Genomic DNA, 19,208 nt, shown 5'->3' on the forward strand with positions numbered 1-19,208 from the left:
GATCAGACCTTCGAGTTGCCCTGATCGAGCGCCATCTGGCTGCCCGTGATGGTCTTGGCACGGTCGCTCGCGAGGAACAGCACCGCGTCGGACGTGTCGTCGGGATCGGCGATCGGCTTCTCGGTGAGGATGGGCGCGAAGCTGGGGAGCCAGTGCGGGAACTTCTCGAACATCTTCAGCGCGCCCGGATCGGTGCCCATCGGTGTGTTGACGCCGTACGGGTGGATCGAGTTGACGCGGATACGGTACTCGCCCAGTTCCTTCGCCGCGGTCTGCGTCATCCCGACGAGCCCGAATTTTGCTGCGGCATAGTTGATCTGACCGGGCATGGCCTTGAGGCCCGCGACCGAGCTGACGAGAATGATCGATCCGCCGTTGCCTGCCTCGATCATCGCGGGGGCGGCGGCCTTGAGGGTCTTGAAGACGCCGGTCAGGTTGATGTCGATCAGTTCCTCGAACTGCTCGTCCGGCATTTCCCAGAAGCGGTTCCACGAGCAGATGCCCGCGTTGGCGACCACGACGTCGAGGCGACCGAACTGGGCGACACCCTCGTCGACGGCCGCCTCGAGCGCCGCGCTGTCGCGCACGTCGGCGATGCGGGCGACGATCTTGCCGCCGGTTTCCTCGACGAGCCGGACGGTCTCGTCGAAGTCGTCCCGGGTGGCCTGGTCGTAGGAGATGTACTCCGAGACCGGTCCCGCGACGTCGACGCCGATGATCGAAGCGCCTTCCCGCGCGAAACGCAACGCGTGGTTACGGCCTTGACCGCGTGCGATACCCGTGATGAAGACGACCTTGCCGTCGAACTCGCCCATGTGGCGTTCCCTTCGATTCGCAGTGAAACCGATTACAGTTCTGCGGCGAGACGATACCCTTCCAGGATCGCCTCCCGCACCGTCCGTGGTGCGACGCAGTCACCTATTCCATTGCGCCCCACATCGGCGAGTTTGTCATCCGGCCATCCCGGTGAGCAGTCGACGAGCAGGGCGCCCGGCACGGTGGTCCGCTCCCCTGTGACCGGGTGTTCGAGGTGCACACCGGTCGGCTCGACGGCACGCACCGTGACACCGAGATGCCGGGTGATGCCGGCCCGGAGCAGCCGCGCGTTCGCGTCGACCAGGTCGCCGGTGGGGGCGAGCCGCGATCCGGCGATGGGATCGCACGTCGCGTAGTGCACCCTGTGGCCGAGCGCGGCCAGCCGCTCGGCCACCGCGACCGCAACGGGCCCGCCGACCGGGTCCCACACCAGGACCTCCCGCGGCTGCGCCGGCGGATGCCCCAGAACCCGGCTCGCGGTGGTGTAGCAGCCGGTACCGGCAGCGACCGGGAAGCCCGGAGGCCGGGGCCGGCTGCCGGTCGCGAGCACGATCGCGGCGCCGGCGGCGTGGGCGTCGTCGAGGTCGGCGGCGGTGACGGTGGTGCCGGTGCGCAGATCCACCCCACCGTCGCGGCACCGGTCCTCGAGCCAGTCCACGAGGATCGCGAGGCGGTCGCGTCCGGCGCCGACCGCCGCGGTCCGCAGCATGCCGCCGCACCGGTCGGCACGCTCACGGAGCTGGACGCGGTGGCCGCGCGCGGCGAGGGCGCGGGCCGCCTCGAGACCGGCGGGGCCCCCGCCGACGACGAGGACGTCGCGGATCCGGCCGGACGGCGGCGCGGAGTTCTCGGACTCGTGCCCGGCCTCCGGATTGCCGATGCACCCGACGACCGGGTTGTGGAAGTCCCGTACGAGGCACGCCTGGTTGCACAACACGCACGGTCGCGGGGTCCGCCCGTCGCGGACGGTCGCGACGAGGTCCGGGTCGGCGATCTGCGCACGGGTCATCTCGACGGCATCGCAGACACCGTCGTCGAGCATGCCCTGGGCGTGCTCCGCGTCGACGATGCTGCCCTGCAGCACAATCGGCACTGCCCCGGCGACGGCGTCACGGATGCGGCGGCAGAGTTCAGCGTTGAATCCGGGCGGGGTGTGCGCGTCGGGACGATACGTGCCGGGCGTGAACAGGCCGCCGCGCACCACGGTGAGCAGATCCAGGTGCGGGGCGAACTCGGCTGCGTGCCCGGCGGCGAGGTCCGGAGTGATCCCGGCCCACGGCGCACTCTCGTCGCAGCTGAGCCGCAACGCGAGAATCCTCCCGGCGCCGAGTTCGCCTCGGACGGTGGCAATCACGCGGCGCAGCAGCAGGGTCCGGTCGGTCCCGTAGCGGTCCGAACGCAGGTTGGTCAGCCCGGACAGGAACTGCCGCAGCAGCGAGGTGGGGCCGGCGTCGAGTTCGATGCCGTCGACACCGGCGGCGACCGCGGTCGCGGTGGCTCGGCGGAAGCCGTCGAGCACCGCGGCGATATCGGCCGCGCTCATCTCGGCGGGCATTTCGCGGGTCGCCGGATCCGGAACCCGAGACGGCGCGTTCAGCGGAGACCGGGTCCAGGCGCTCGAGCCCTGCAGCCCGGTGTGGCCGAGCCCGGCGAGCACGAGCGTGCCGTACGGGCGGCACGCGGCGACCGTCTCGGCCCAGCCGGCGGCGCAGTCCGCGGCCAGCGGCGCCCGCTCGTAAGGATGGTCGGCGGGGTGCACCGACGCGACCTCGGTGACGACGATGCCCGCGCCGCCACGGGCGCGCCGCGCGTAGTAGTCGACATGTCGACGCGAGAGCTCTCGTCCCGCAGCAAGATTCGTTTCGTGTGGACCGAAGATCACCCTCGCCGGGGCGGTGCGTCCGGCGAGGGTGATCGGGACGGTGAGCACGGGGCCTCGTGCGTCCGGCCCCGGTCAGATACCGAGGTCCCGGCGGAATCCGTCGGGCACGACCACGTCGTCCGGGGTGAGCTCGTGGATCGAGGTCTTGCCAAGACCCAACAGCGCGGAACCGATTCCGCCGCTGAGGATGTCGAGAACATTCTCGACGCCTGCCTGACCGTTCGCGGCCAGACCCCACAGGTAGGCACGGCCGATGAGCACCGCCCTGGCACCCAACGCAACGGCCTTGACGACGTCGCTGCCGCGGCGGATACCACCGTCGAGCAGCACCTCGACGTCCTTGCCGACCGCTTCAGCGATCGCCGGCAGCGCCCGGATCGGCGCCGGGGTGCCGTCGAGGTTGTTGCCGCCGTGGTTGGACACCGAGATCGCGGTGACACCGGCGTCGACGGCGCGCTTGGCGTCGTCGACACGCATCACGCCCTTGAGCATGAACGGAGCATCACCCCACTGCTCCCGCAGCCACGCCACGTCCTCCCAGGTGGGCAGCGGGGTGCCCATCCACTCCCCGTACGCACCGAAGAAGGTGGGCGCCGCGCCACCGGGCGGGGTGAGGTTCGGCGTCGTCAGATCCGGCAGACCGAGAGACTTCGCCCACTGCAGCATCCACTTCGGGCGGAAGATGCCCTCGGGCGCGAACTTGATCATCGCGTCGAGGTTCATCCGCTCGGGGATGGCCGGGCTTCCCCAGTCACGCCCGTTGGAGAACGACCAGTCCAGGGTCATGATCAAGCCCTTGGCGCCGGCGGCGCGGGCCCGTTCCATGCGCTGGACCAGGACGTCGCGGCTGCCGACCCAGTACATCTGGAAGAAGGTCTTGTCGTTGACGGCTGCGACCTCTTCGACGGACTTGCTCGCGAACGAGCTCAGACCCATCGCGGTCCCGCGGGCGGCGGCGGCCCGTGCGACGGCGACCTCACCGTCGGGGTGCACGGCCTGCACCCCGGTCGGGGAGATCATCACCGGCAGTGACACGTGCTGCCCGAGGATGGTCGTGCTCATCTCCCGCTTGTCCGACAGTCCGGCGACGTGCGGGGCGAACCCGAGTTCCCGGAACGCGGCGGTGTTGTCGTCGACCGTCAGGCCGGCTTCGGAGCCGGCGACGAGCGCACCGTAGACAGATTTCGGCAGCCGCTTGCGGGCGCGTTCCTGAGCGACGGCGACGGTCTCGAACCAGGGGTCCTGCGCCCACGGGTTCTTCAGCCAGGATGGCTTGGCCATGGTCTGTGGTCTCCTCGAATTACAGGCCTGCGAGCGGATTTTCGTCGCAGAACTTGGCGGGGGGCTTGGTGAGCAGGGTCAGCGGAACCGGCGCCTGCGGGGTGCGGCGCTCGGCGCGCTTGCCGGTGCGTGAGTGGTCGACGCTGGACTGCGGCACGGTGCGATCGCCCTCGAGCGCCGGCTGCCCGTAGCCCTGGACGCATTCGGGGTCCGGGCCGTCCATGGGCAGACCGGTGAAGAACTTCGCGGCCATGCAGCCGCCGCGGCACGCGTCGAAGAAGTTGCACGACGCGCACGCGCCGGCCGATTGCGGTTCGCGCAGCTCACGGAACAGGTCCGAGTTCTTCCAGACCGAGGCGAATCCACCGTCGGTGAGGATGTTGCCGGCATGGAAGTTGTCGTGGATCGCGAACGGGCAGGCGTAGACGTCGCCGACCGGGTCGATCAGGCACACCACCCGGCCCGCGCCGCACAGGTTCAGCCCCGGCAGGGCACCTGCACCGCTCTGACCCCCGAATGCGGACAGGTGGAAGAACGAATCGCCGGTGAGCACACCCTCGCCGTGCGCGACGAGCCAGTCGTAGAGCTGCCGCTGCTGTTCGTGGGTGGGGTGCAGGTCGTCCCACACATCCACCGCACGCCCGGACGGACGCAGCCGCGTGATGCGCAGGGTCGCACCGTATTTGTCGGCGAGTGCCTTGAATTCGTCGAGCTGGTCGACGTTCTCGCGAGTGACGACGACGGAGATCTTGGCGTCGCGGAACCCGGCCTCGGACAGGTTCTCCAGCGCGCGCACGGCCATCGCGAACGAGCCCGGTCCGCGGACCGCGTCGTTGACCTCGGCGGTCGCGCCGTCGAGGGAGATCTGCACGTCGACGTAGTCGGACGCGGCCAGACGCGCCGCGACCTTCTTGTCGATGCGTACACCGTTGGTGGAGAATTTCACGCCCACCTGGTGCTCGGTGGCGTAGTCGACCAGCTCCCAGAAGTCCGAGCGCACGGTGGGTTCGCCGCCCCCGATGTTGACGTAGAAGACCTGCATGCGCTGCAGCTCGTCGATGATCGCCTTGCACTGCTCGGTCGACAGTTCGTTCGGGTCGCGTTTACCGGACGAGGACAGGCAGTGCACGCACGACAGGTTGCAGGCGTAGGTCAGTTCCCAGGTCAGGCAGATCGGGGCGTCGAGGCCCTTTTCGAACTGGTCGACGAGACGGCCGACCTTCGGGGGCGCGGTGGTGACGGGCGGTTCGAGCAGAGACGTCATAGCGGGTCCTTGCTGGGGTCGGGGCGTCAGGCGGGGACGATCATGTGGGAGTCGGCCAGCGTGCCGAGGGCACGCACATAGGGCCGCTCGGCGTTCTCGTCGATCCCGTGGGCGCGCAACGCATCCCGCACCGAGTCGTGCTCGCCCAGCGAGCGGACGACCTCGACGATCACGGTGTTCTTCAGGAACGACAGCTTGCGGGTGCCGAAGTGGTAGAGCAACGCCCCGAACGGCTCGGGGCGAAGCGCTACCTGCGGGTGGAGCCGCCACGTGGCGCCCGGATCGAACTGTGCAGTTGCCACGGCGGTGGCTCCGGGTGCGGTCATGATCAGTACACGCCGCACATACCGTCGATGGAGACCTCTTCCACGAGGGACTCCTCGATGAGCTCGGACTCGATCACCGCGTTGTCACGATCGGACATGTTTTCCTCCTCGGTTCGTTCTTCACCACAGTTCGTGCACTCCACAGCGGGAGCCGGAGGCCACAGCCGGACTTGCGCTGTGACTCGGTTCACCACTGTAATGGCATCGAGTGCAGAATGTCATCCATGGATCGAGGGAAACATGCGTAGCCGCCGGAAACCGTCCGCTCGGACAGGTCGGCGCCCCTCCACTTCGCGAGAGGGACTCAGCGCCGTCGGCATCGAACTGTTCCGCGAACGCGGCTTCGACGAGACCAGCGTCGACGAGATCGCCGAGGCCGCCGGGATCGCACGCCGCACGTTCTTCCGCTACTTCCCGTCCAAGAACGCGGTGCCGTGGGGAGATTTCGACGAGCACCTCGCACACATGCGCGCCCACCTGTCGGAACTCCCCCGCGACATGCCGCTCGCCGAGGCCCTGAGGTCGGCACTCCTGAACTTCAACACCTTTCCCGAGTCCGAGGCCGAGCGGCACCGCGCCCGTATGGAGCTGATCCTGCGCAACCCGACGCTGCAGGCGTATTCGTCGGTGATGTACCAGGGGTGGCGGCAGGTCATCGCCGAGTTCGTCGCGCACCGCACCGGCACCTCGCTCGACGATCACTTCCCGCGCACCGTCGGCTATCTCATGCTCGCCGTGGCGGTCTCGGCGTACGAGCAGTGGCTCGCCGACGATTCCGCCGAACTGTCCGACCTGCTGGCCTCGGGGATGCACACGCTCTACAGTGGGCTCAATTCCCCGGCCATCCCACCGAACGAGGCTGTGTCATGAGCGTGCTCGATTCCCTCGCCCCCTGCACTCCCGGACGCTGGACGCACGACCACGTCACCGTCGAACGCATCGAATCGGGGCCGGTGACGTTGCGGCGCAACGACGGCCGCCTGCATGTGACGCACTCACTCGGTCCCGACGAACTCAGCGAACGGCTCGTCGCCGGCGTCACCGCCTCCATCGAGGACGCCGACTTCGGCCAGGACGAGTTCGAGCTGACGATGGTCGGGCTGGTGCGCTCGACCGTCCCCGACCCGCTCGATGCCTGGGTCACCTACTACCACAACTCCCTTGGTGAACTTCTCGACGGCACAGCGGATTTCGCACCCATCCACGACAAGGCCGCCGAACTGGTCCGCGGTCGGGTACTCGATCTCGGGTCCTGCTTCGGGTTCCTGCCGCTGCGGCTGGCCCGCGCCGGTACACCCGTGACCGCCACCGACATCCTCCCCGGAACCATGTCCCTGCTCGACGCCGTCGCCCCCCGGCTGGGCCTGTCCGTCGACACCCTCGTCTGCGACGCCGCACACGTGCCGGTCCCCGATGGCAGCGCCGACACGGTCACCGCGATCCACCTGCTCGAACACGTCGACGACACGATCGGCGCGGCCGTCGTCGCGGAAGCGCTGCGCATCGCCCGGGCGCGGGTGGTGATCGCGGTGCCGTTCGAGGACGAGGCCACCGCGTGCCACGGCCACGTGCGCACCTTCGACCTCGACGCGCTGCGCCGACTCGGGGAATCCACGGGCCGGGACTTCGAGGTGTTCGAACATCACGGCGGGTGGTTGGTGCTCGACGCGTGACGTCGTCCGACCGTTCTGTGTGGAATTGTGCCCGCCACGCAAACACAATTCCACACAGAACACGACGCCGTCACTGCACGGCGATGTCGCGCCGACGCAGTGCCGCCACGCCGGCAGCGGCGAGCAACACCGCCACGACGGTGAGCACGATCAACGGTAGGGCTCGCAGGTCGGCCGCCGGCAGCGCCGGCACGTGAACGAACGGCGACAGATCCATCACCCACTGCGGCAGGTTCAGGAGCGGGCCGATCTGACCGATGAGCATCCACACCGCGAACAGCCCCCACGCGACGCTCCCCGCACGGTGGGGAAGGGCGCCGACACACAGGATCGCCGTCGCCGCGACCAGCAGCACGGCCGGGACGAACGCGAGCGCCGCCGGCAGCAGACTGCCGAGCGGACCGCCGAGGTCACCGATCGCGATGCCGTACGTGATCGCGACGACCACACCGAGAATCACGTGCAGAACCACGATTCCGCCGACGACCACCGCGATGTGGGACAACATCCATCGGGTGCGGCTCAACGCGGTCGACAACAGCGGTTCGACGCGGCCCGACGCCTCCTCCCCGTGCATGCGCAACACCGACTGCACCGCATACGCGGCGGTGAAGAACGACATCATCAGGAAGATCACCGCGAAGTAGGCGTCGGTGAGCGCCTTGGCCCCACCGCCGAGCTGGGTCATCATGTCGGCGACCGCGCCGCCCTCGTCGAGGAAGTTGTCCATCTCGTCCGCGACGCTGCCGTACGTCGCCGCGAGCACCGCGATGCCCAGGGCCCACCACAGCAGCGTGGTGCGTTGCATGCGCCACGCGAACCCGAGGGCGGTCGGCAGGCGCGGGGCGGCCCTGGGTGGGCCCGGCCGCGGCTGCACGAGTCCGGCACCGTGATCGCGTCGCCCGGTCAAGGCATAGGCGAGCCACACGATCGCGACGAGGAACACCGCGAAGATCGCGAACACCCACCAGCTGTCGGTGTCGAACGGCCGGACCTGCTGCGCCCAGCCGATCGGAGTGAGCCACGAGGGCCACGAGCTGGTGACCCGGACACCGCTCTCGTCGACGCTGCCGGTGCTGTCCCCGACCGCGCGCAACAGGAACGACAGGCCGAGTGCGGCGCCGGCGAGTCCGTTCGCGGCGCGGGAGCCCTGTGTGACCTGCGCCGTCACCGCGCCGATCCCGGCGAAGGCGAGCCCGGCTGCGCCCGTCGCGGCTCCGATCGCCACCGAGCCGCCGACGGGCAGGCCGAACGCGGCGGAGATCGCGGCGATCAGCACCACGAGCACGACGTCGGTGGCGAGGGCGACCAGCAGCGCCGCCGTGAGCATGGCCCGGCGGCCGACGACGGCCGCGCCGACCAGTTCCGCGCGACCGGTCTCCTCGTTCTGGCGGGTGTGCCGGACGACCATCATGGAGTTCATCAGTCCGGCGGCGAGCGCGAGGAACAGCAGGGCCTGCGCGGCGACAACCGCACCGAGGCTGTCGCCCGACACCAGCCCGTTGGTCGCGAGCACCACCGGGGAGACCGCGGAACTGACCGCGATCAGATGCAGGTCGTTCGATGTCGGGTACAGGTCCTTCAGACTCCACACCGACACCGCGTAGACGACGGCGAACGCCACCAGCCACACCGGTACCTGGAGGCGGTCGCGGCGCAGCGCCAGGCGGATCAGCCTGCCGGTGCCGGCGTAGGCGGGGTTCGGGTGTCTGCCGGTCGTGACGGTGGTCATCGCCCACTCCCGCCGGGTACCTCGTCCCCGTAGTGCCGCAGGAACAGCTCCTCCAGCGTGGGTGGAGTGCAGGTCAGCGATGTCAGCTGGTAGTCGAGGAGGCGTCGCAGCACCTCGTCGAGTTGCGCGGTGTCGACCTCGCAGCGCACCCGCAATCCGTCGATTTCGAGGTCGTGGACGCCGGGATGCTCACCGAAACCGGCTGCGGGGCGGGCAGTCTCGGCTCGGATCGAGGTGCGGGTCAGGTGCCGCAGTTCGCTCAGCGTTCCCGATTCGACCGTGCGCCCCCGCCGGATGATCGTGACCCGATCGCAGAGCGCCTCGACCTCGGACAGGGTGTGGCTGGACAACAGCACCGATCGGCCGTCGGCGACGGCTTCGCGCACGCAGTCCCGGAACACCTCGTCCTTGAGCGGATCCAGTCCGGAGGTGGGCTCGTCGAACAGGAACAGTTCCACGTCCGAGGACAGCGCGGCGACGATCGCGACCTTCTGCCGGTTTCCCTTCGAATAGGTGCGGGCCTTCTTGGTGGGATCGAGGTCGAATCTGTCCAGGAGGTCGGCGCGGCGGCGCTCGTCGATGCCCCCGCGCAGCCCCGCCAGCAGGTCGATGGCCTCGCCACCGGTCAGGTTGGGCCAGAGGTTCACCTCGCCCGGCACGTATGCCAGCCGCCGGTGCAGGTCGACGGAGTCGCGCCACGGGTCCTTGCCGAGCAGTTCCACCCGGCCGGAGTCGGCGCGCAGCAAACCGAGCAGAATGCGGATGGTGGTGGATTTGCCTGCGCCGTTGGGTCCCAGGAAGCCGTGCACCTCCCCGCGGCGCACCTCCAGGTCGAGTTCGTCGAGTGCCCGGGTCGACCCGAACGATTTGACGAGTTGAACTGCGCTGAGGGCCGTCGTCATGTCCCGGACGTTACTCCGGAACACGGCGGTGCCGGGTTCGACACAGCGATGCGGGATCGCCGCGCAGCGCGACCGGGGTGGTGTCCGTTCGGTAACGAGTCGAGCCTCCGGCGCCCGGCTTGTAACAAGCTGTGATCGAGGGTCGGTAATGTAACGAACCGTTGTATCCCGTCACTTCTTGCCGGGGTGTTCGTCTGTGGAGGTTGTCCTGTGCGTATCCGACTTCGCCGTGGAATTCTGACAGCGGCCGTGTGCGCCGCAGCGGCGTTCGCCGCCGTCACATCCACCGGCCCGGCCGGCGCCGCACCCCTCTACCCGCCGCTGCCGGCCGATCCGTTCTATCGTGCCGCCGCGGAGGCCTACCCCTCGGCACCGGGCGACATCGTCGGTATCCGGCGGATGCCCACCCCGGCGGAGATCGTCGGGGCCGACGCCTGGCAGATCAGCTTCCGCTCCACGAATTCGCAGGGTGATCCGATCACCGCGGTGACCACCGTGCTCGCGCCCGTCGGCAAGGCCCCCGACGGGCCGCTGCTGTCGTTCCAGCACGTGATCAACGCACTCGGCCCGCAGTGCGCACCGTCGCAGACGCTGTGGACCACCGATCCGAATCTGGCGATCCGCGAGGCCGCCGGATTGAACGTCGCCCTGCAGCGCGGCTGGACGGTGGCGATTCCGGACCATCTCGGACCGACCAGCGCATATGGAGCCGCCAAGCTGGGCGGCCAGATCACGCTCGACGGCATCCGGGCCGTGCAGCGTGCGCCGGAACTTCAGGTCGCGAACAGCCCGGTCGCGCTCGCCGGGTATTCCGGCGGCGGAATGGCCACGGGGTGGGCGGCCGCGCTCGCACCGAGCTACGCCCCCGAACTCAACATCGTCGGGGCCGCGATGGGCGGTGTCCCGATGAACCTGCGGAAGATGGCCGACGGTATCGGCACCGAGCCGCACCCGGTGTTCGGTCTCGCATTCGCCGCGGCCCTCGGACTCGAACGCGAATACCCCGACCGCATCAACCTCAGCGGGCAGCTCACCCCCGCCGGGCTCGCGATGCGCGACGGGCTCACCGCCGCATGCACCAACGACATCCTGCGGATCGGCGCGGGCGGAAGCCTGCCGCAGGTCAGCCCGATCAGCCGGTTGACCGACGAACCGGGCGCGCTCGCCGTCGCCGACGAGAACAGCCTCGAGTACTTCCCGGGTGTCCCGGACATGCCCATCTTCGAATGGCACAGCCCCACCGACGCGCTGATCCCGGTGGATTCGATCGTCGCAACGCTCGCCCGGTACTGCGCGGCGGGTGCGCACGTCCAGAGCCTGGAGACTCCCACCCCCGACCACATGTCGGCGGCGGTGCTCGGGCTCGGGCAGGCGGCGGACTTCCTGACCAAGCGTTTCGCGGGAGAGGAAACCCCCCGCACCTGCTGACCGCACCCGTGGTTCCTTCGGGCGGCCCGAGCAGCCCGAAGGAACCACCAGGTCCCCGTCGAACTCGTCAGATGAGCCCTCGCTTGCTCGCCGCGTACACCGCCTCGGCACGACGGCCGACACCGAGCTTGCGCATGATGTTGCTCACGTGGAACTTGACCGTCGTGGCCGAAATGAACAGCTGTTCACCGATCTTCGCATTCGACAGGCCGGCGGCGAGCAATCGCAGCACCTCGAGCTCACGGTCGGTGAGCTGCTCGGTCGGCGCGACCTTGCCGCTGAGCGTGCGCACCACCGCCGCGGCGCTGCGCGAGTCGAATGCGCTCTCGCCGCGGGAGACCGCACGGATCGCGCGGACCAGTTCGGTCGTGTCGACGTCCTTGACGACATACCCCCGCGCACCGGCGTGCACGGCCCGCACGACGAGCTGCTCGTCGAGGAAGGTGGTGAGCACGAGCAGGCCGAGCCCGGGATGCGCGGCGGACAACTGGCTGCACAGCGTCAACCCCTCGTAGTCCGATCCGGCCGAGAGCTTCAGGTCCATCAGGACGATGTCGGGACGCATCCGGTCGACGAGGACGAGTGCTTCGTCCTCCGCGGATGCCTCCCCGACGACCTCGAGGTCGGGTTCCCGGTCGAGGATCGACCGCAATCCCTGACGGAGAATCGCGTGGTCGTCGACGAGCACGATCCGCACGGTGTCCCGACGGGTCCGCGGCGGTGTCACCGTCATCACTGGTCTCCTGTTCTCACCGTATCCGCTTCCTGCGGAAAGCTTTTCGGCACGGGTATGCGCACCGCGACCCGGACTCCCCCGATCCGGGCCCTGCGCACCTCGAGCCGGCCGCCGAACTCGTGGGCACGCGCCTGCATGTTCGCCAGGCCGCGGTGCCGGCCGTCGAGGTCACTGCCGGCGGCCAGCCGCAGCATCACCCGGATGCGGGCGGGGTCGCCGTCGCCGTCGTCGGCAACCGACAGCAGCACCGACTCGGGCCCGTACGTCAGCCGGAGGACGGCGCGGGTCGCGTTCGCGTGCACGACGGCGTTGAACAGCGCCTCCCCCGCGATTCGCAGCAACGCGTGTTCGACGTCGCCGGACAGTTCGACGGGGGTGCCGCCGACCCGGATCGCGATATCGAGTTCACCGGGGGTGTGCGCCACCCGGAGCTGCTCGAGCATCTCCGGCAGCGACGACCGATCCGCATCCGACGGGTGGTTGAGCGCGTAGATCGCCGACCGCAACTGTTCGACGGCCCGGCGCGTCAGCTCCTTCGCCAGGTCCAGACGTCCGGAACGTTCGCTGTCGGGAATGTCGCTGCGGCACACCTCGATCTGCATGCCCGCCGACAGCACGGCCTGCGTGACACTGTCGTGCAGTTCGCGGGCGATCCGGTGCCGTTCCTCGTCGAGCGCCTGATGCCGGTGGGCGGCGCCGAGCTGCCGTTGGGTCCGTTCCAGTTCGCGCAGGGTCGCTTCGAGTTCGGCGTTGCGCGACTGCAGGTCGGCCGCGGCCCGGTTGGCTTCCCGGTAGGCTTCCTCGGCGCGCTCGAGCAGCAACTGCCCCCGTTGATACAGTGCCGAATTCTGCAGGGCCACGGCGGTTTGACTGGCCAGGATGGACAGCACCGCGCGATCGGTGGCGTCGAGGGTCCGATGCTCCGGTGTCCATGCCGCGATGGCACCGGCGACCCCACCTCCGAGGACGATCGGCACGAACGCGTGATGAGCGTCGACGACCGGATCACGGTCGACGGTGCCGCCGCGGATGTCGTCGAGGCAGCGCACGACCTCGTCGGGCAGCGGTGGCCCCTCGACATTGTCGACGAGGAACGGGGTGGCGTCGGGTCCGAGCACGAGACGGCGAGGTCCGGCGTCGGGCAGCATGCCGTCGGTGAGCGCGAAGACCACCCAGCGGGCACTCAGGTGCGCGCGGGCGGCCTCGGCGACCGCACAGATCAGCGTTTCGGGTCCCTCGACGGTCCGCACGAGCGCCCGCGAGATGAGTTCGAGGGCGTGCACGACCCGCTCGAGTCGTTCGGCGGCGCCGCGGTACTGCGGATAGAACGTGGACTTGCCGGACCGCAGGCCGGTGAGCTGGGACAGGTCGGGGGCGGCGGGGTTCACAGCGCCGCCCGGAACAGCGCGACCATCTGTTCGTGGGTCGCCGCGCGTGGGTTGGTGGACATGCACGCGTCGCGGAGGGCCCCCTCCGCCAGCCGGGTCAGATCCCGTTCTCGCACACCGAGTTCCCGCAGCCCCCGCGGCACACCGACCTCGCGGGCGAGGCGTTCGACGCGGTCGGCGACGGCGAGCGCGGCCTCCGGTTCGGGGCCGCGGTGCTCGTCCAGGCCGAGCGCCGCGGCGATCGCCGCGAACGGCGCCGGGTCGGCGGCGGCATTGAACCGGATCACGTGCGGGAGCAGCACGCCGTTGATGACGCCGTGCGGCTGATCGAGCAGGCCGCCGACCTGGTGGCTCATCGCGTGTGCGGCACCGAGGATAGCGTTGGTGAATGCCAGGCCCGCCTCGAGACTGGCCTGGGCCATGGCGGTGCGGTGCGTCATCTCGTGCGGATCGTCGATGGTGTGGACGAGGGTGCCGGTGACCATCGCGACGGCCCGCAGCGCGTGATGGTCGGTGAGCGGATTGTGGGCGCGGGAGACGAACGCCTCGATGCCGTGGGTGAGGGCGTCCAGGCCGGTCGCGGCGTTGAGGTCGTCCGGCATGGTGGTGAGCAGCCGCGGGTCGATGACCGTCAGGTCGGGCACCAGAGACCGGCCGATGATGGTGATCTTGGTGTTGCGGGTGGTGTCGGTGACGACGCAGAACTGCGACACGTCCGCGCCGGTGCCGGAGGTGGACGGCACCATCACCATCGGCGGGATCGGCAGCGGCGCGCGGTCCACGCCCTCGTAGTCGAGGATGCTGCCGCCGTTCGCGGCGAGCACCGCGATGCCCTTCGCCGCGTCGATCACCGAACCACCACCGAGCCCGACCAACACGTCGCACCCCTCGGCGCGGTACAGCTCGTGGCCGGCGGCGACCTCGAAGTCCTTCGGATTCGGGGTCAGCTCGCTCCACACGACCGGGGTCAGGCCCTGCTCGACGAGGTGGTGGCGCAACTCGTCGACCCATCCGGCCTCGACGAGCCCGGGGTCGGTGACCAGCATCGGCCGGCTGCCGCCGAGCCGCACGGTCGCGTGCGCGGCCTCGGCGAGCGACCCGGCCCCGAACACGATCTCGGGGGCATGGAACTTCGCGAGCGTCGGTGTCTCCACCTGCCCGGCGCTCCCCGATTCGGTCCGACGTTCCGGTATGGCGACGGCCACTACAGCACTCCTGACGATCCCCGGCGTTCCGATGTGATCCAGCTTACGGTCCTTCCGAGCGTAGGCCGGATGGGCGGCCGGGGCACCGGGTCGACGGGTAGGGCCGGTACCTACCCGATCGGGTAGGTGACTCGTCCGGGACGGTCGCGGTGCCGAATGCCCCTGTGAGGGGACAGCGGCGAGGAGGCCGAGCCATGAACGTACCGACCCCGGGATTCTTCAGCCGGACCGCGAGACGGGTGATGCTGCCCCGGACACTGCACCCGGATCACGGCGTGGCCGATTCCGCACTCGATTCCGGGGCCGGCCTGACGATCGATCACGCGCTGGACTCGGCTCCGCGCCGGAGCCGCGTGGTCGCGTACCGCGACGACGACACCGACTGTGTCGCGCTCGTCGTCGGGGACGCGGTCGGAGCCGACGACGTTCCGGTTCATACCGTGTCCGAGGAACGGCTGATCCTGGAGGCGGGACGGAGCCACGAACCCGTCGAGATCTTCGTGGGTGTGCCCGACGGCAGCGATGTGCGCGTGCAGCAACGGGAATTGGATCGGCAACTGTGCACCGGGGGCCCCCTGCGCTCCATGCTGGCGTGCTCGGGCGCTCGGTCCATCGTGGTGGACTGGTACCCGCCGGCCCGTCAGGGCTCGTCACCGGATGCACGTCCGCTCATCCGTGCTCGCCCATGACCACACCTTCCCGGCGCGGATCCGCACCGCCGACCCAGCCGCCGTCCGCACGCCACAGCGCGCTGAGTCCGCTGGACTGCGGCGCGACCGACACCTGGTGCCCGCGTTCCCGCAGGGCGACGACGAGCGGGTCGTGGGCGCCGTCGTCGGACCCGTCGATCGCGGGATGTTCCCCGCCGACACCGGTGACCGGGGTGTTCGCTGCGCCGAACGAGACGGCGGACACCGCCTGCTGCGGGTCCAGACCCCAATCCAGCATGCCGACGAGGGTTTTGACCACGAATTGGATGATCACCGAGCCGCCGGGCGATCCGGTGACGAGCACCGGATCGCCGCGGGTGCCGTCGGGAGCGCGCTCGAACACGACGGTCGGCGACATCGAACTGCGCGGGCGCTTGCCGGGTTCCACCCGGTTCGCGACCGGCATGCCGTCCTCGCCGACCGGCACGGTCGCGAAGTCGGTGAGCTGGTTGTTCAAGAGGAATCCGTCGATCATGTGGAATGACCCGAAGGCCGATTCGACGGTGGTGGTCATCGCGGCGATGTTCCCGTAGCGGTCGGCGACGGAGATGTGGCTGGTTCCGTGCTCGGGGACCTGCGGTGGTGTGCCGACCTGAACGGGCCCGAAGTCACCGGGCTGTGCGGCCCCCATGCTGCGGTCCGGATCGATCAGCGCGGCGCGCTGCTTCAGGTAGGTGTCGTCCAGGAGTGCGTCGGGCGAGCCACCCGGCAGGGGCACGAAATCCGAGTCGGCGACGTACTTGTCGCGATCCGCGTACGCGAGACGTTCGGCCTCGGAGATCAGGTGAACGGCGTGCGCGGCCGGGACACCGCCGTTCGAGTCGACGTCGGCCGGCGGGTATTCCGCCAGGTCGAAGTTCTCGAGGATGCCGAGGGTCGCGGCGACCGCGATCCCGCCCGACGACGGATTCGGCATCCCGCAGATCTCGTAGGAACGGTAGGGGGTGCACAGCGGGGTTCGCTGCGTTGCCCGGTACCCGGCGAGGTCGTCGACGGTCATCGCTCCCGGGGTGCGCCCGCCGGAGGCGGTGCCGACGGCGTCGACGATCGCGGTCGCGACGGTGCCGGTGTAGAAGGCGTCCGCACCACCCGACGCGATCGCACCGAGGGTCTTGCTCATCGCCGGGTTGGTGAGGACGGTGCCCTCGGTCTTCGGGGCGCCGTCCGGTTCGAGGAAGTACGCGGCGGCGGCCTCGTCCCGGGCGAGGTCCGCGGCGGAGTCCGCGATGGACTGTGCGAGCCGGTCGCTGATCTCGATGCCGTCGTCGGCGAGCCTCACCGCCCTCTCGAAAAGCTGTGCCCAGCCGGTGTTTCCGTGACTGCGGTGGACGTCCTCGAGCATGCGCAGCACCCCGGGCACGCCGATGGAGCGGCCGCTGGCGCGGGTGTTGGGGAGCGGTTCGGTGCGGTCGGTGTCGCTGATCCACCGCAGATAGTTCTCGGTGGCCGCCGCCGGCGCGGTCTCCCGGCCGTCGTACGCCTGAACCTGCCCGGTCGCGGCGTCGAAGTACATCAGGAACGCGCCGCCGCCGATCCCGGAGGACTGCGGTTCCACCAGACCGAGCACGGTCTGCGCGACGACCAGCGCGTCCGCTGCGGTGCCGCCGTCGCGGAGCACCTCGCACGCCGCCTCCGTCGAGACGGGATTGGCGGTCGAGACCGCGAACTCCCCGACGTCCACCGCAACCATCCCGTCGCGGTATCCGGTGGCGATCTCCGGGTTGGTGGACAGATTGCGCTCGGTCTCCTGCGCCGGCGGCGGTGAGGCAGCGAGCGGAGTGCCGTTCGGTGCGGCGGTGCACGCGGCGGACGTGTCCTGCGGGGCGTCGTCCGCCGACGACGTGCACGCACCGAGCATTCCGACGGCGGCCACCAGGGCGATTGCTGCCCGGATACCCCGCCGGGCCTCGGCTGGCATCGTCACCCGTCCGACGCTAACAGCGCCCGATCCGTTGCCGGGCCGGTTCGGCGCGGACGCTCACAGATCGAACTTGGCAGCGTACCGGGCCAACGCCTCGATGTGGTCGCGGGCCGCGTGCAGGTCGAGGCGAGCGTCGCTGAGCATGTTGAGCATTTCCCGCCGGGCGGCCTCGTCGGCCTCCCCCCGGTCCCGGTCGAGCAGCTCGAGCGACTCGACGAGGTCGCCGACCCGCCGGTCGAGTGCCCCGAGGTCGTGCCGCAATGACACCACTCGCTTCGCCACGGTGTGCTCGGTCATCGCAACTACCCCCGCCCACAGGTGTGCCACCGGGTTTCGTCTGCACCGTATCGCCCGGACCCGGACCCCGCCGCCGAATCCGGGTGAAGGGAACCGTCACCCGGATTCGGCGGCAGGGAGTCAGCGGAGGGCGTGTCCGAGTTCGGCGGCGCGGTCGAGGAGTTGCGCTCCGTCGCGGGCGACCACGACGCGATCGCAGACCTGGGCGTAGTCCGGCATCGCGCACGTCGCCTGCTGCCAGTACCGCTCCGGTTCCGGGGTGATCCAGGCCAGGCGATGCACGCGGCGGCGCAGGTCCGCGAGACGGTCGGTGCGCGCGGGCAGGCCGTTACAGCGACCGTCGCCGACGACGAGCACCGAGGTGCGCGACTCGAGGAGACCAGCATGGTCGGTGAGCAGTTCGTCGAAGACCCGTCCGTAGTCGCTGGACGCCTCGAGGTCCACCGCCGGATGCGCGAGCACCCGCGCCAGCGCGCCGTCGCCGCCGCCGGCAAACAGCTGCTGTGTCACCTCGACGGGCCGGTCGACGAACGCGACGACGCGGCACCGGTGCGCGCGGCCGTGCATGGCCTGCGCGAGACGAAGCGTGAACGCGGTGACAGGCCGCACGGACAACGACACGTCGGCGAGGACGAGCAGCCGCACCCGGTCGGGGCGGGGAGAGCGGACGACGAGGTGGAACGGCACCCCCTCGGTGCGCATCGAACCGCGGGCGGTGCGGCGCAGATCGAGGCGGCCCGCGGCCCGCTCGCGCGGCCGGGGCCGGGCCGGGCCGCGCATGCGGCGCAGCACCTCGTGACAGGCCAGGTCGATCTCGGCGCGGTGCGCGGCCGTCGGATCGTCCGGCGTATCGGAGGGTTCGTCCACCGGGGCGTCGACCGCCCGCGCGAGCGCCGCGACGAACGCCTCGACGGCATCGACGAGCCGGTTCAGTTGTGCTTCGGTGAGCTGTTCGTCGGCGGTGTCGCCGCCGTAGGCGCGGTGCGGGTCGTAGGCGTCGAGCCACGCCAGGATCGACGCCGGATCGTCCCATGACAGCGAACCCGACACGGCTGCACCGGGATTCGACGACAGGTCACCGACCGTCGCGGTCGCGGCACGGTCCACGTCGACGGTGTAGGTGACGCCGCGACGTCCCGAGTCGGCACCCGAATCCACGGACAGGTCCGCGTCTGTCGACGTCATCGACACATCGTCGTCGTCCTTGTGCGGGTTGAAACCCTTGTCCGCCTCCGGAGTGTCGAACCGGTCGCCGACCTCCGCGGCGCGCTCGTTGTACTCGGCATAACGGGCCAGTTGCTGCTCGTCGTCGATTTCCAGTGCGGCGGGAAGCGATTCCGCGAACTGCGCGCGCAGCGGCGGACCGTCCTCGTCGACAGCGGCGGGGGTCGCGGGGAGGAACAGTGCGTCGAAGGCACGGTCGAATCCGCCCTGCTCGTGAGCGTACTTCGCGCACACCGCACGCAACGCCGCACGCAGGACGTCGCGGTCGCGGGCGCCGACCAGGCCGAGAACCCTTCGTATCTCGATGGTTTCGGCGGGTGAGGCGGCGACCCCGCGGGATCGCAACAACCGCGCGAACACCGCCGCGACCACGTCGAGGGGATACGCGGGGCGATGCGCATCGAGTTCACTCACACGCACGGT

At 70.0% G+C, this 19,208-nt stretch carries 18 protein-coding genes; 4 read left to right on the forward strand and 14 right to left on the reverse strand.

Annotation, left to right across the window (positions count from 1 at the left end):
- Positions 1 to 2: 2 nt before the first annotated feature.
- From RZ1_RS18725 to mftA, 6 genes are read right to left on the reverse strand one after another with little or no spacing between them, the layout of a single operon-like run.
- A complete protein-coding gene (locus RZ1_RS18725) occupies positions 3 to 815 on the reverse strand; it encodes a mycofactocin-coupled SDR family oxidoreductase (protein ID WP_072814008.1) in 813 nt (270 codons plus the stop codon).
- A gap of 32 nt (positions 816 to 847) precedes the next feature.
- Positions 848 to 2,746: a mycofactocin system FadH/OYE family oxidoreductase 1 gene (locus tag RZ1_RS18730; RefSeq protein WP_072814009.1), complete on the reverse strand. Its 1,899-nt coding sequence runs from the start codon at positions 2,744 to 2,746 to the stop codon at positions 848 to 850.
- A gap of 24 nt (positions 2,747 to 2,770) precedes the next feature.
- A complete protein-coding gene (gene mftD, locus RZ1_RS18735; RefSeq protein ID WP_072814010.1) occupies positions 2,771 to 3,979 on the reverse strand; it encodes a pre-mycofactocin synthase MftD in 1,209 nt (402 codons plus the stop codon).
- 19 nt (positions 3,980 to 3,998) lie between these two features.
- The gene (mftC, locus tag RZ1_RS18740; protein ID WP_072814011.1) at positions 3,999 to 5,243 is read right to left on the reverse strand and encodes a mycofactocin radical SAM maturase; all 1,245 of its coding nucleotides are present in this window, start codon (positions 5,241 to 5,243) and stop codon (positions 3,999 to 4,001) included.
- Positions 5,244 to 5,269: 26 nt separating this feature from the next.
- Positions 5,270 to 5,569, reverse strand: coding sequence for a mycofactocin biosynthesis chaperone MftB (mftB, locus tag RZ1_RS18745; RefSeq protein ID WP_083583774.1), 300 nt, complete (start codon positions 5,567 to 5,569; stop codon positions 5,270 to 5,272).
- A 2-nt stretch (positions 5,570 to 5,571) separates the two neighbouring features.
- The gene (gene mftA / locus RZ1_RS18750) at positions 5,572 to 5,667 is read right to left on the reverse strand and encodes a mycofactocin precursor MftA (protein WP_068159438.1); all 96 of its coding nucleotides are present in this window, start codon (positions 5,665 to 5,667) and stop codon (positions 5,572 to 5,574) included.
- A 142-nt stretch (positions 5,668 to 5,809) separates the two neighbouring features.
- Between mftA and mftR the strand changes: the two genes are divergently transcribed.
- A complete protein-coding gene (gene mftR / locus RZ1_RS18755; protein ID WP_072814013.1) occupies positions 5,810 to 6,439 on the forward strand; it encodes a mycofactocin system transcriptional regulator MftR in 630 nt (209 codons plus the stop codon).
- A complete protein-coding gene (gene mftM, locus RZ1_RS18760) occupies positions 6,436 to 7,242 on the forward strand; it encodes a mycofactocin oligosaccharide methyltransferase MftM (RefSeq protein ID WP_072814014.1) in 807 nt (268 codons plus the stop codon). The genes mftR and mftM overlap by 4 nt, the downstream gene beginning before the upstream one ends.
- Positions 7,243 to 7,312: 70 nt before the next feature.
- Here the strand turns inward: mftM and RZ1_RS18765 are convergent, their stop codons facing one another.
- A complete protein-coding gene (locus tag RZ1_RS18765) occupies positions 7,313 to 8,974 on the reverse strand; it encodes an ABC transporter permease (RefSeq protein WP_072814015.1) in 1,662 nt (553 codons plus the stop codon).
- The gene (locus tag RZ1_RS18770; RefSeq protein ID WP_072814083.1) at positions 8,971 to 9,876 is read right to left on the reverse strand and encodes an ABC transporter ATP-binding protein; all 906 of its coding nucleotides are present in this window, start codon (positions 9,874 to 9,876) and stop codon (positions 8,971 to 8,973) included. The genes RZ1_RS18765 and RZ1_RS18770 overlap by 4 nt, the downstream gene beginning before the upstream one ends.
- Positions 9,877 to 10,086: 210 nt before the next feature.
- Between RZ1_RS18770 and RZ1_RS18775 the strand changes: the two genes are divergently transcribed.
- Positions 10,087 to 11,304, forward strand: a complete 1,218-nt coding sequence (locus RZ1_RS18775) for a lipase family protein (protein ID WP_139281895.1) — start codon at positions 10,087 to 10,089, stop codon at positions 11,302 to 11,304.
- A 67-nt stretch (positions 11,305 to 11,371) separates the two neighbouring features.
- On the opposite strand, the gene RZ1_RS18780 is transcribed toward RZ1_RS18775, so the two are convergent.
- Genes RZ1_RS18780 through RZ1_RS18790 form a run of 3 tightly spaced genes read right to left on the reverse strand, consistent with a single transcriptional unit; the run spans position 11,372 to position 14,582 of the window.
- Entirely contained in the window at positions 11,372 to 12,037 is a 666-nt protein-coding gene (locus RZ1_RS18780; protein ID WP_072814016.1) for a MadR family response regulator transcription factor, read from the reverse strand.
- Positions 12,037 to 13,428, reverse strand: coding sequence for a MadS family sensor histidine kinase (locus RZ1_RS18785; protein ID WP_072814017.1), 1,392 nt, complete (start codon positions 13,426 to 13,428; stop codon positions 12,037 to 12,039). The genes RZ1_RS18780 and RZ1_RS18785 overlap by 1 nt, the downstream gene beginning before the upstream one ends.
- Complete coding sequence (locus RZ1_RS18790; protein WP_307718285.1) at positions 13,425 to 14,582, reverse strand: iron-containing alcohol dehydrogenase; 1,158 nt, start codon at positions 14,580 to 14,582, stop codon at positions 13,425 to 13,427. Before RZ1_RS18790 ends, RZ1_RS18785 begins: the two co-directional genes overlap by 4 nt.
- A 245-nt stretch (positions 14,583 to 14,827) precedes the next feature.
- On the opposite strand from RZ1_RS18790, the gene RZ1_RS18795 reads away from it, so the two are divergent.
- The gene (locus tag RZ1_RS18795; RefSeq protein ID WP_072814018.1) at positions 14,828 to 15,322 is read left to right on the forward strand and encodes a hypothetical protein; all 495 of its coding nucleotides are present in this window, start codon (positions 14,828 to 14,830) and stop codon (positions 15,320 to 15,322) included.
- Here RZ1_RS18795 and ggt read toward each other — a convergent pair.
- From ggt to madC, 3 genes are all read right to left on the reverse strand, one after another.
- Entirely contained in the window at positions 15,303 to 17,261 is a 1,959-nt protein-coding gene (ggt, locus tag RZ1_RS18800; RefSeq protein ID WP_218020471.1) for a gamma-glutamyltransferase, read from the reverse strand. The genes RZ1_RS18795 and ggt overlap by 20 nt on opposite strands.
- 60 nt (positions 17,262 to 17,321) lie before the next feature.
- Positions 17,322 to 17,561, reverse strand: coding sequence for a hypothetical protein (locus RZ1_RS18805; RefSeq protein ID WP_072814086.1), 240 nt, complete (start codon positions 17,559 to 17,561; stop codon positions 17,322 to 17,324).
- A 120-nt stretch (positions 17,562 to 17,681) separates the two neighbouring features.
- Entirely contained in the window at positions 17,682 to 19,199 is a 1,518-nt protein-coding gene (gene madC / locus RZ1_RS18810) for a MadC family VWA domain-containing protein (protein WP_083583779.1), read from the reverse strand.
- Positions 19,200 to 19,208: the final 9 nt, after the last annotated feature.

This window comes from Rhodococcus zopfii NBRC 100606 = JCM 9919 (genome assembly GCF_001895025.1).
In the GTDB taxonomy this organism is placed as follows: Bacteria; Actinomycetota; Actinomycetes; order Mycobacteriales; family Mycobacteriaceae; genus Rhodococcus; species Rhodococcus zopfii.

Bases quoted from the DNA above. Each gene is read 5' to 3' on its own strand.
- RZ1_RS18725 (WP_072814008.1), bottom strand. From the start codon at position 815: ATGGGCGAGTTCGACGGCAAGGTCGTCTTCATCACGGGTATCGCACGC.
- mftD (WP_072814010.1), bottom strand. From the start codon at position 3,979: ATGGCCAAGCCATCCTGGCTGAAGAACCCGTGGGCGCAGGACCCCTGG.
- mftC (WP_072814011.1), bottom strand. From the start codon at position 5,243: ATGACGTCTCTGCTCGAACCGCCCGTCACCACCGCGCCCCCGAAGGTC.
- mftB (WP_083583774.1), bottom strand. From the start codon at position 5,569: ATGACCGCACCCGGAGCCACCGCCGTGGCAACTGCACAGTTCGATCCG.
- mftA (WP_068159438.1), bottom strand. From the start codon at position 5,667: ATGTCCGATCGTGACAACGCGGTGATCGAGTCCGAGCTCATCGAGGAG.
- mftR (WP_072814013.1), top strand. From the start codon at position 5,810: ATGCGTAGCCGCCGGAAACCGTCCGCTCGGACAGGTCGGCGCCCCTCC.
- mftM (WP_072814014.1), top strand. From the start codon at position 6,436: ATGAGCGTGCTCGATTCCCTCGCCCCCTGCACTCCCGGACGCTGGACG.
- RZ1_RS18765 (WP_072814015.1), bottom strand. From the start codon at position 8,974: ATGACCACCGTCACGACCGGCAGACACCCGAACCCCGCCTACGCCGGC.
- RZ1_RS18770 (WP_072814083.1), bottom strand. From the start codon at position 9,876: ATGACGACGGCCCTCAGCGCAGTTCAACTCGTCAAATCGTTCGGGTCG.
- RZ1_RS18780 (WP_072814016.1), bottom strand. From the start codon at position 12,037: ATGACGGTGACACCGCCGCGGACCCGTCGGGACACCGTGCGGATCGTG.
- RZ1_RS18795 (WP_072814018.1), top strand. From the start codon at position 14,828: ATGAACGTACCGACCCCGGGATTCTTCAGCCGGACCGCGAGACGGGTG.
- ggt (WP_218020471.1), bottom strand. From the start codon at position 17,261: ATGCCAGCCGAGGCCCGGCGGGGTATCCGGGCAGCAATCGCCCTGGTG.
- RZ1_RS18805 (WP_072814086.1), bottom strand. From the start codon at position 17,561: ATGACCGAGCACACCGTGGCGAAGCGAGTGGTGTCATTGCGGCACGAC.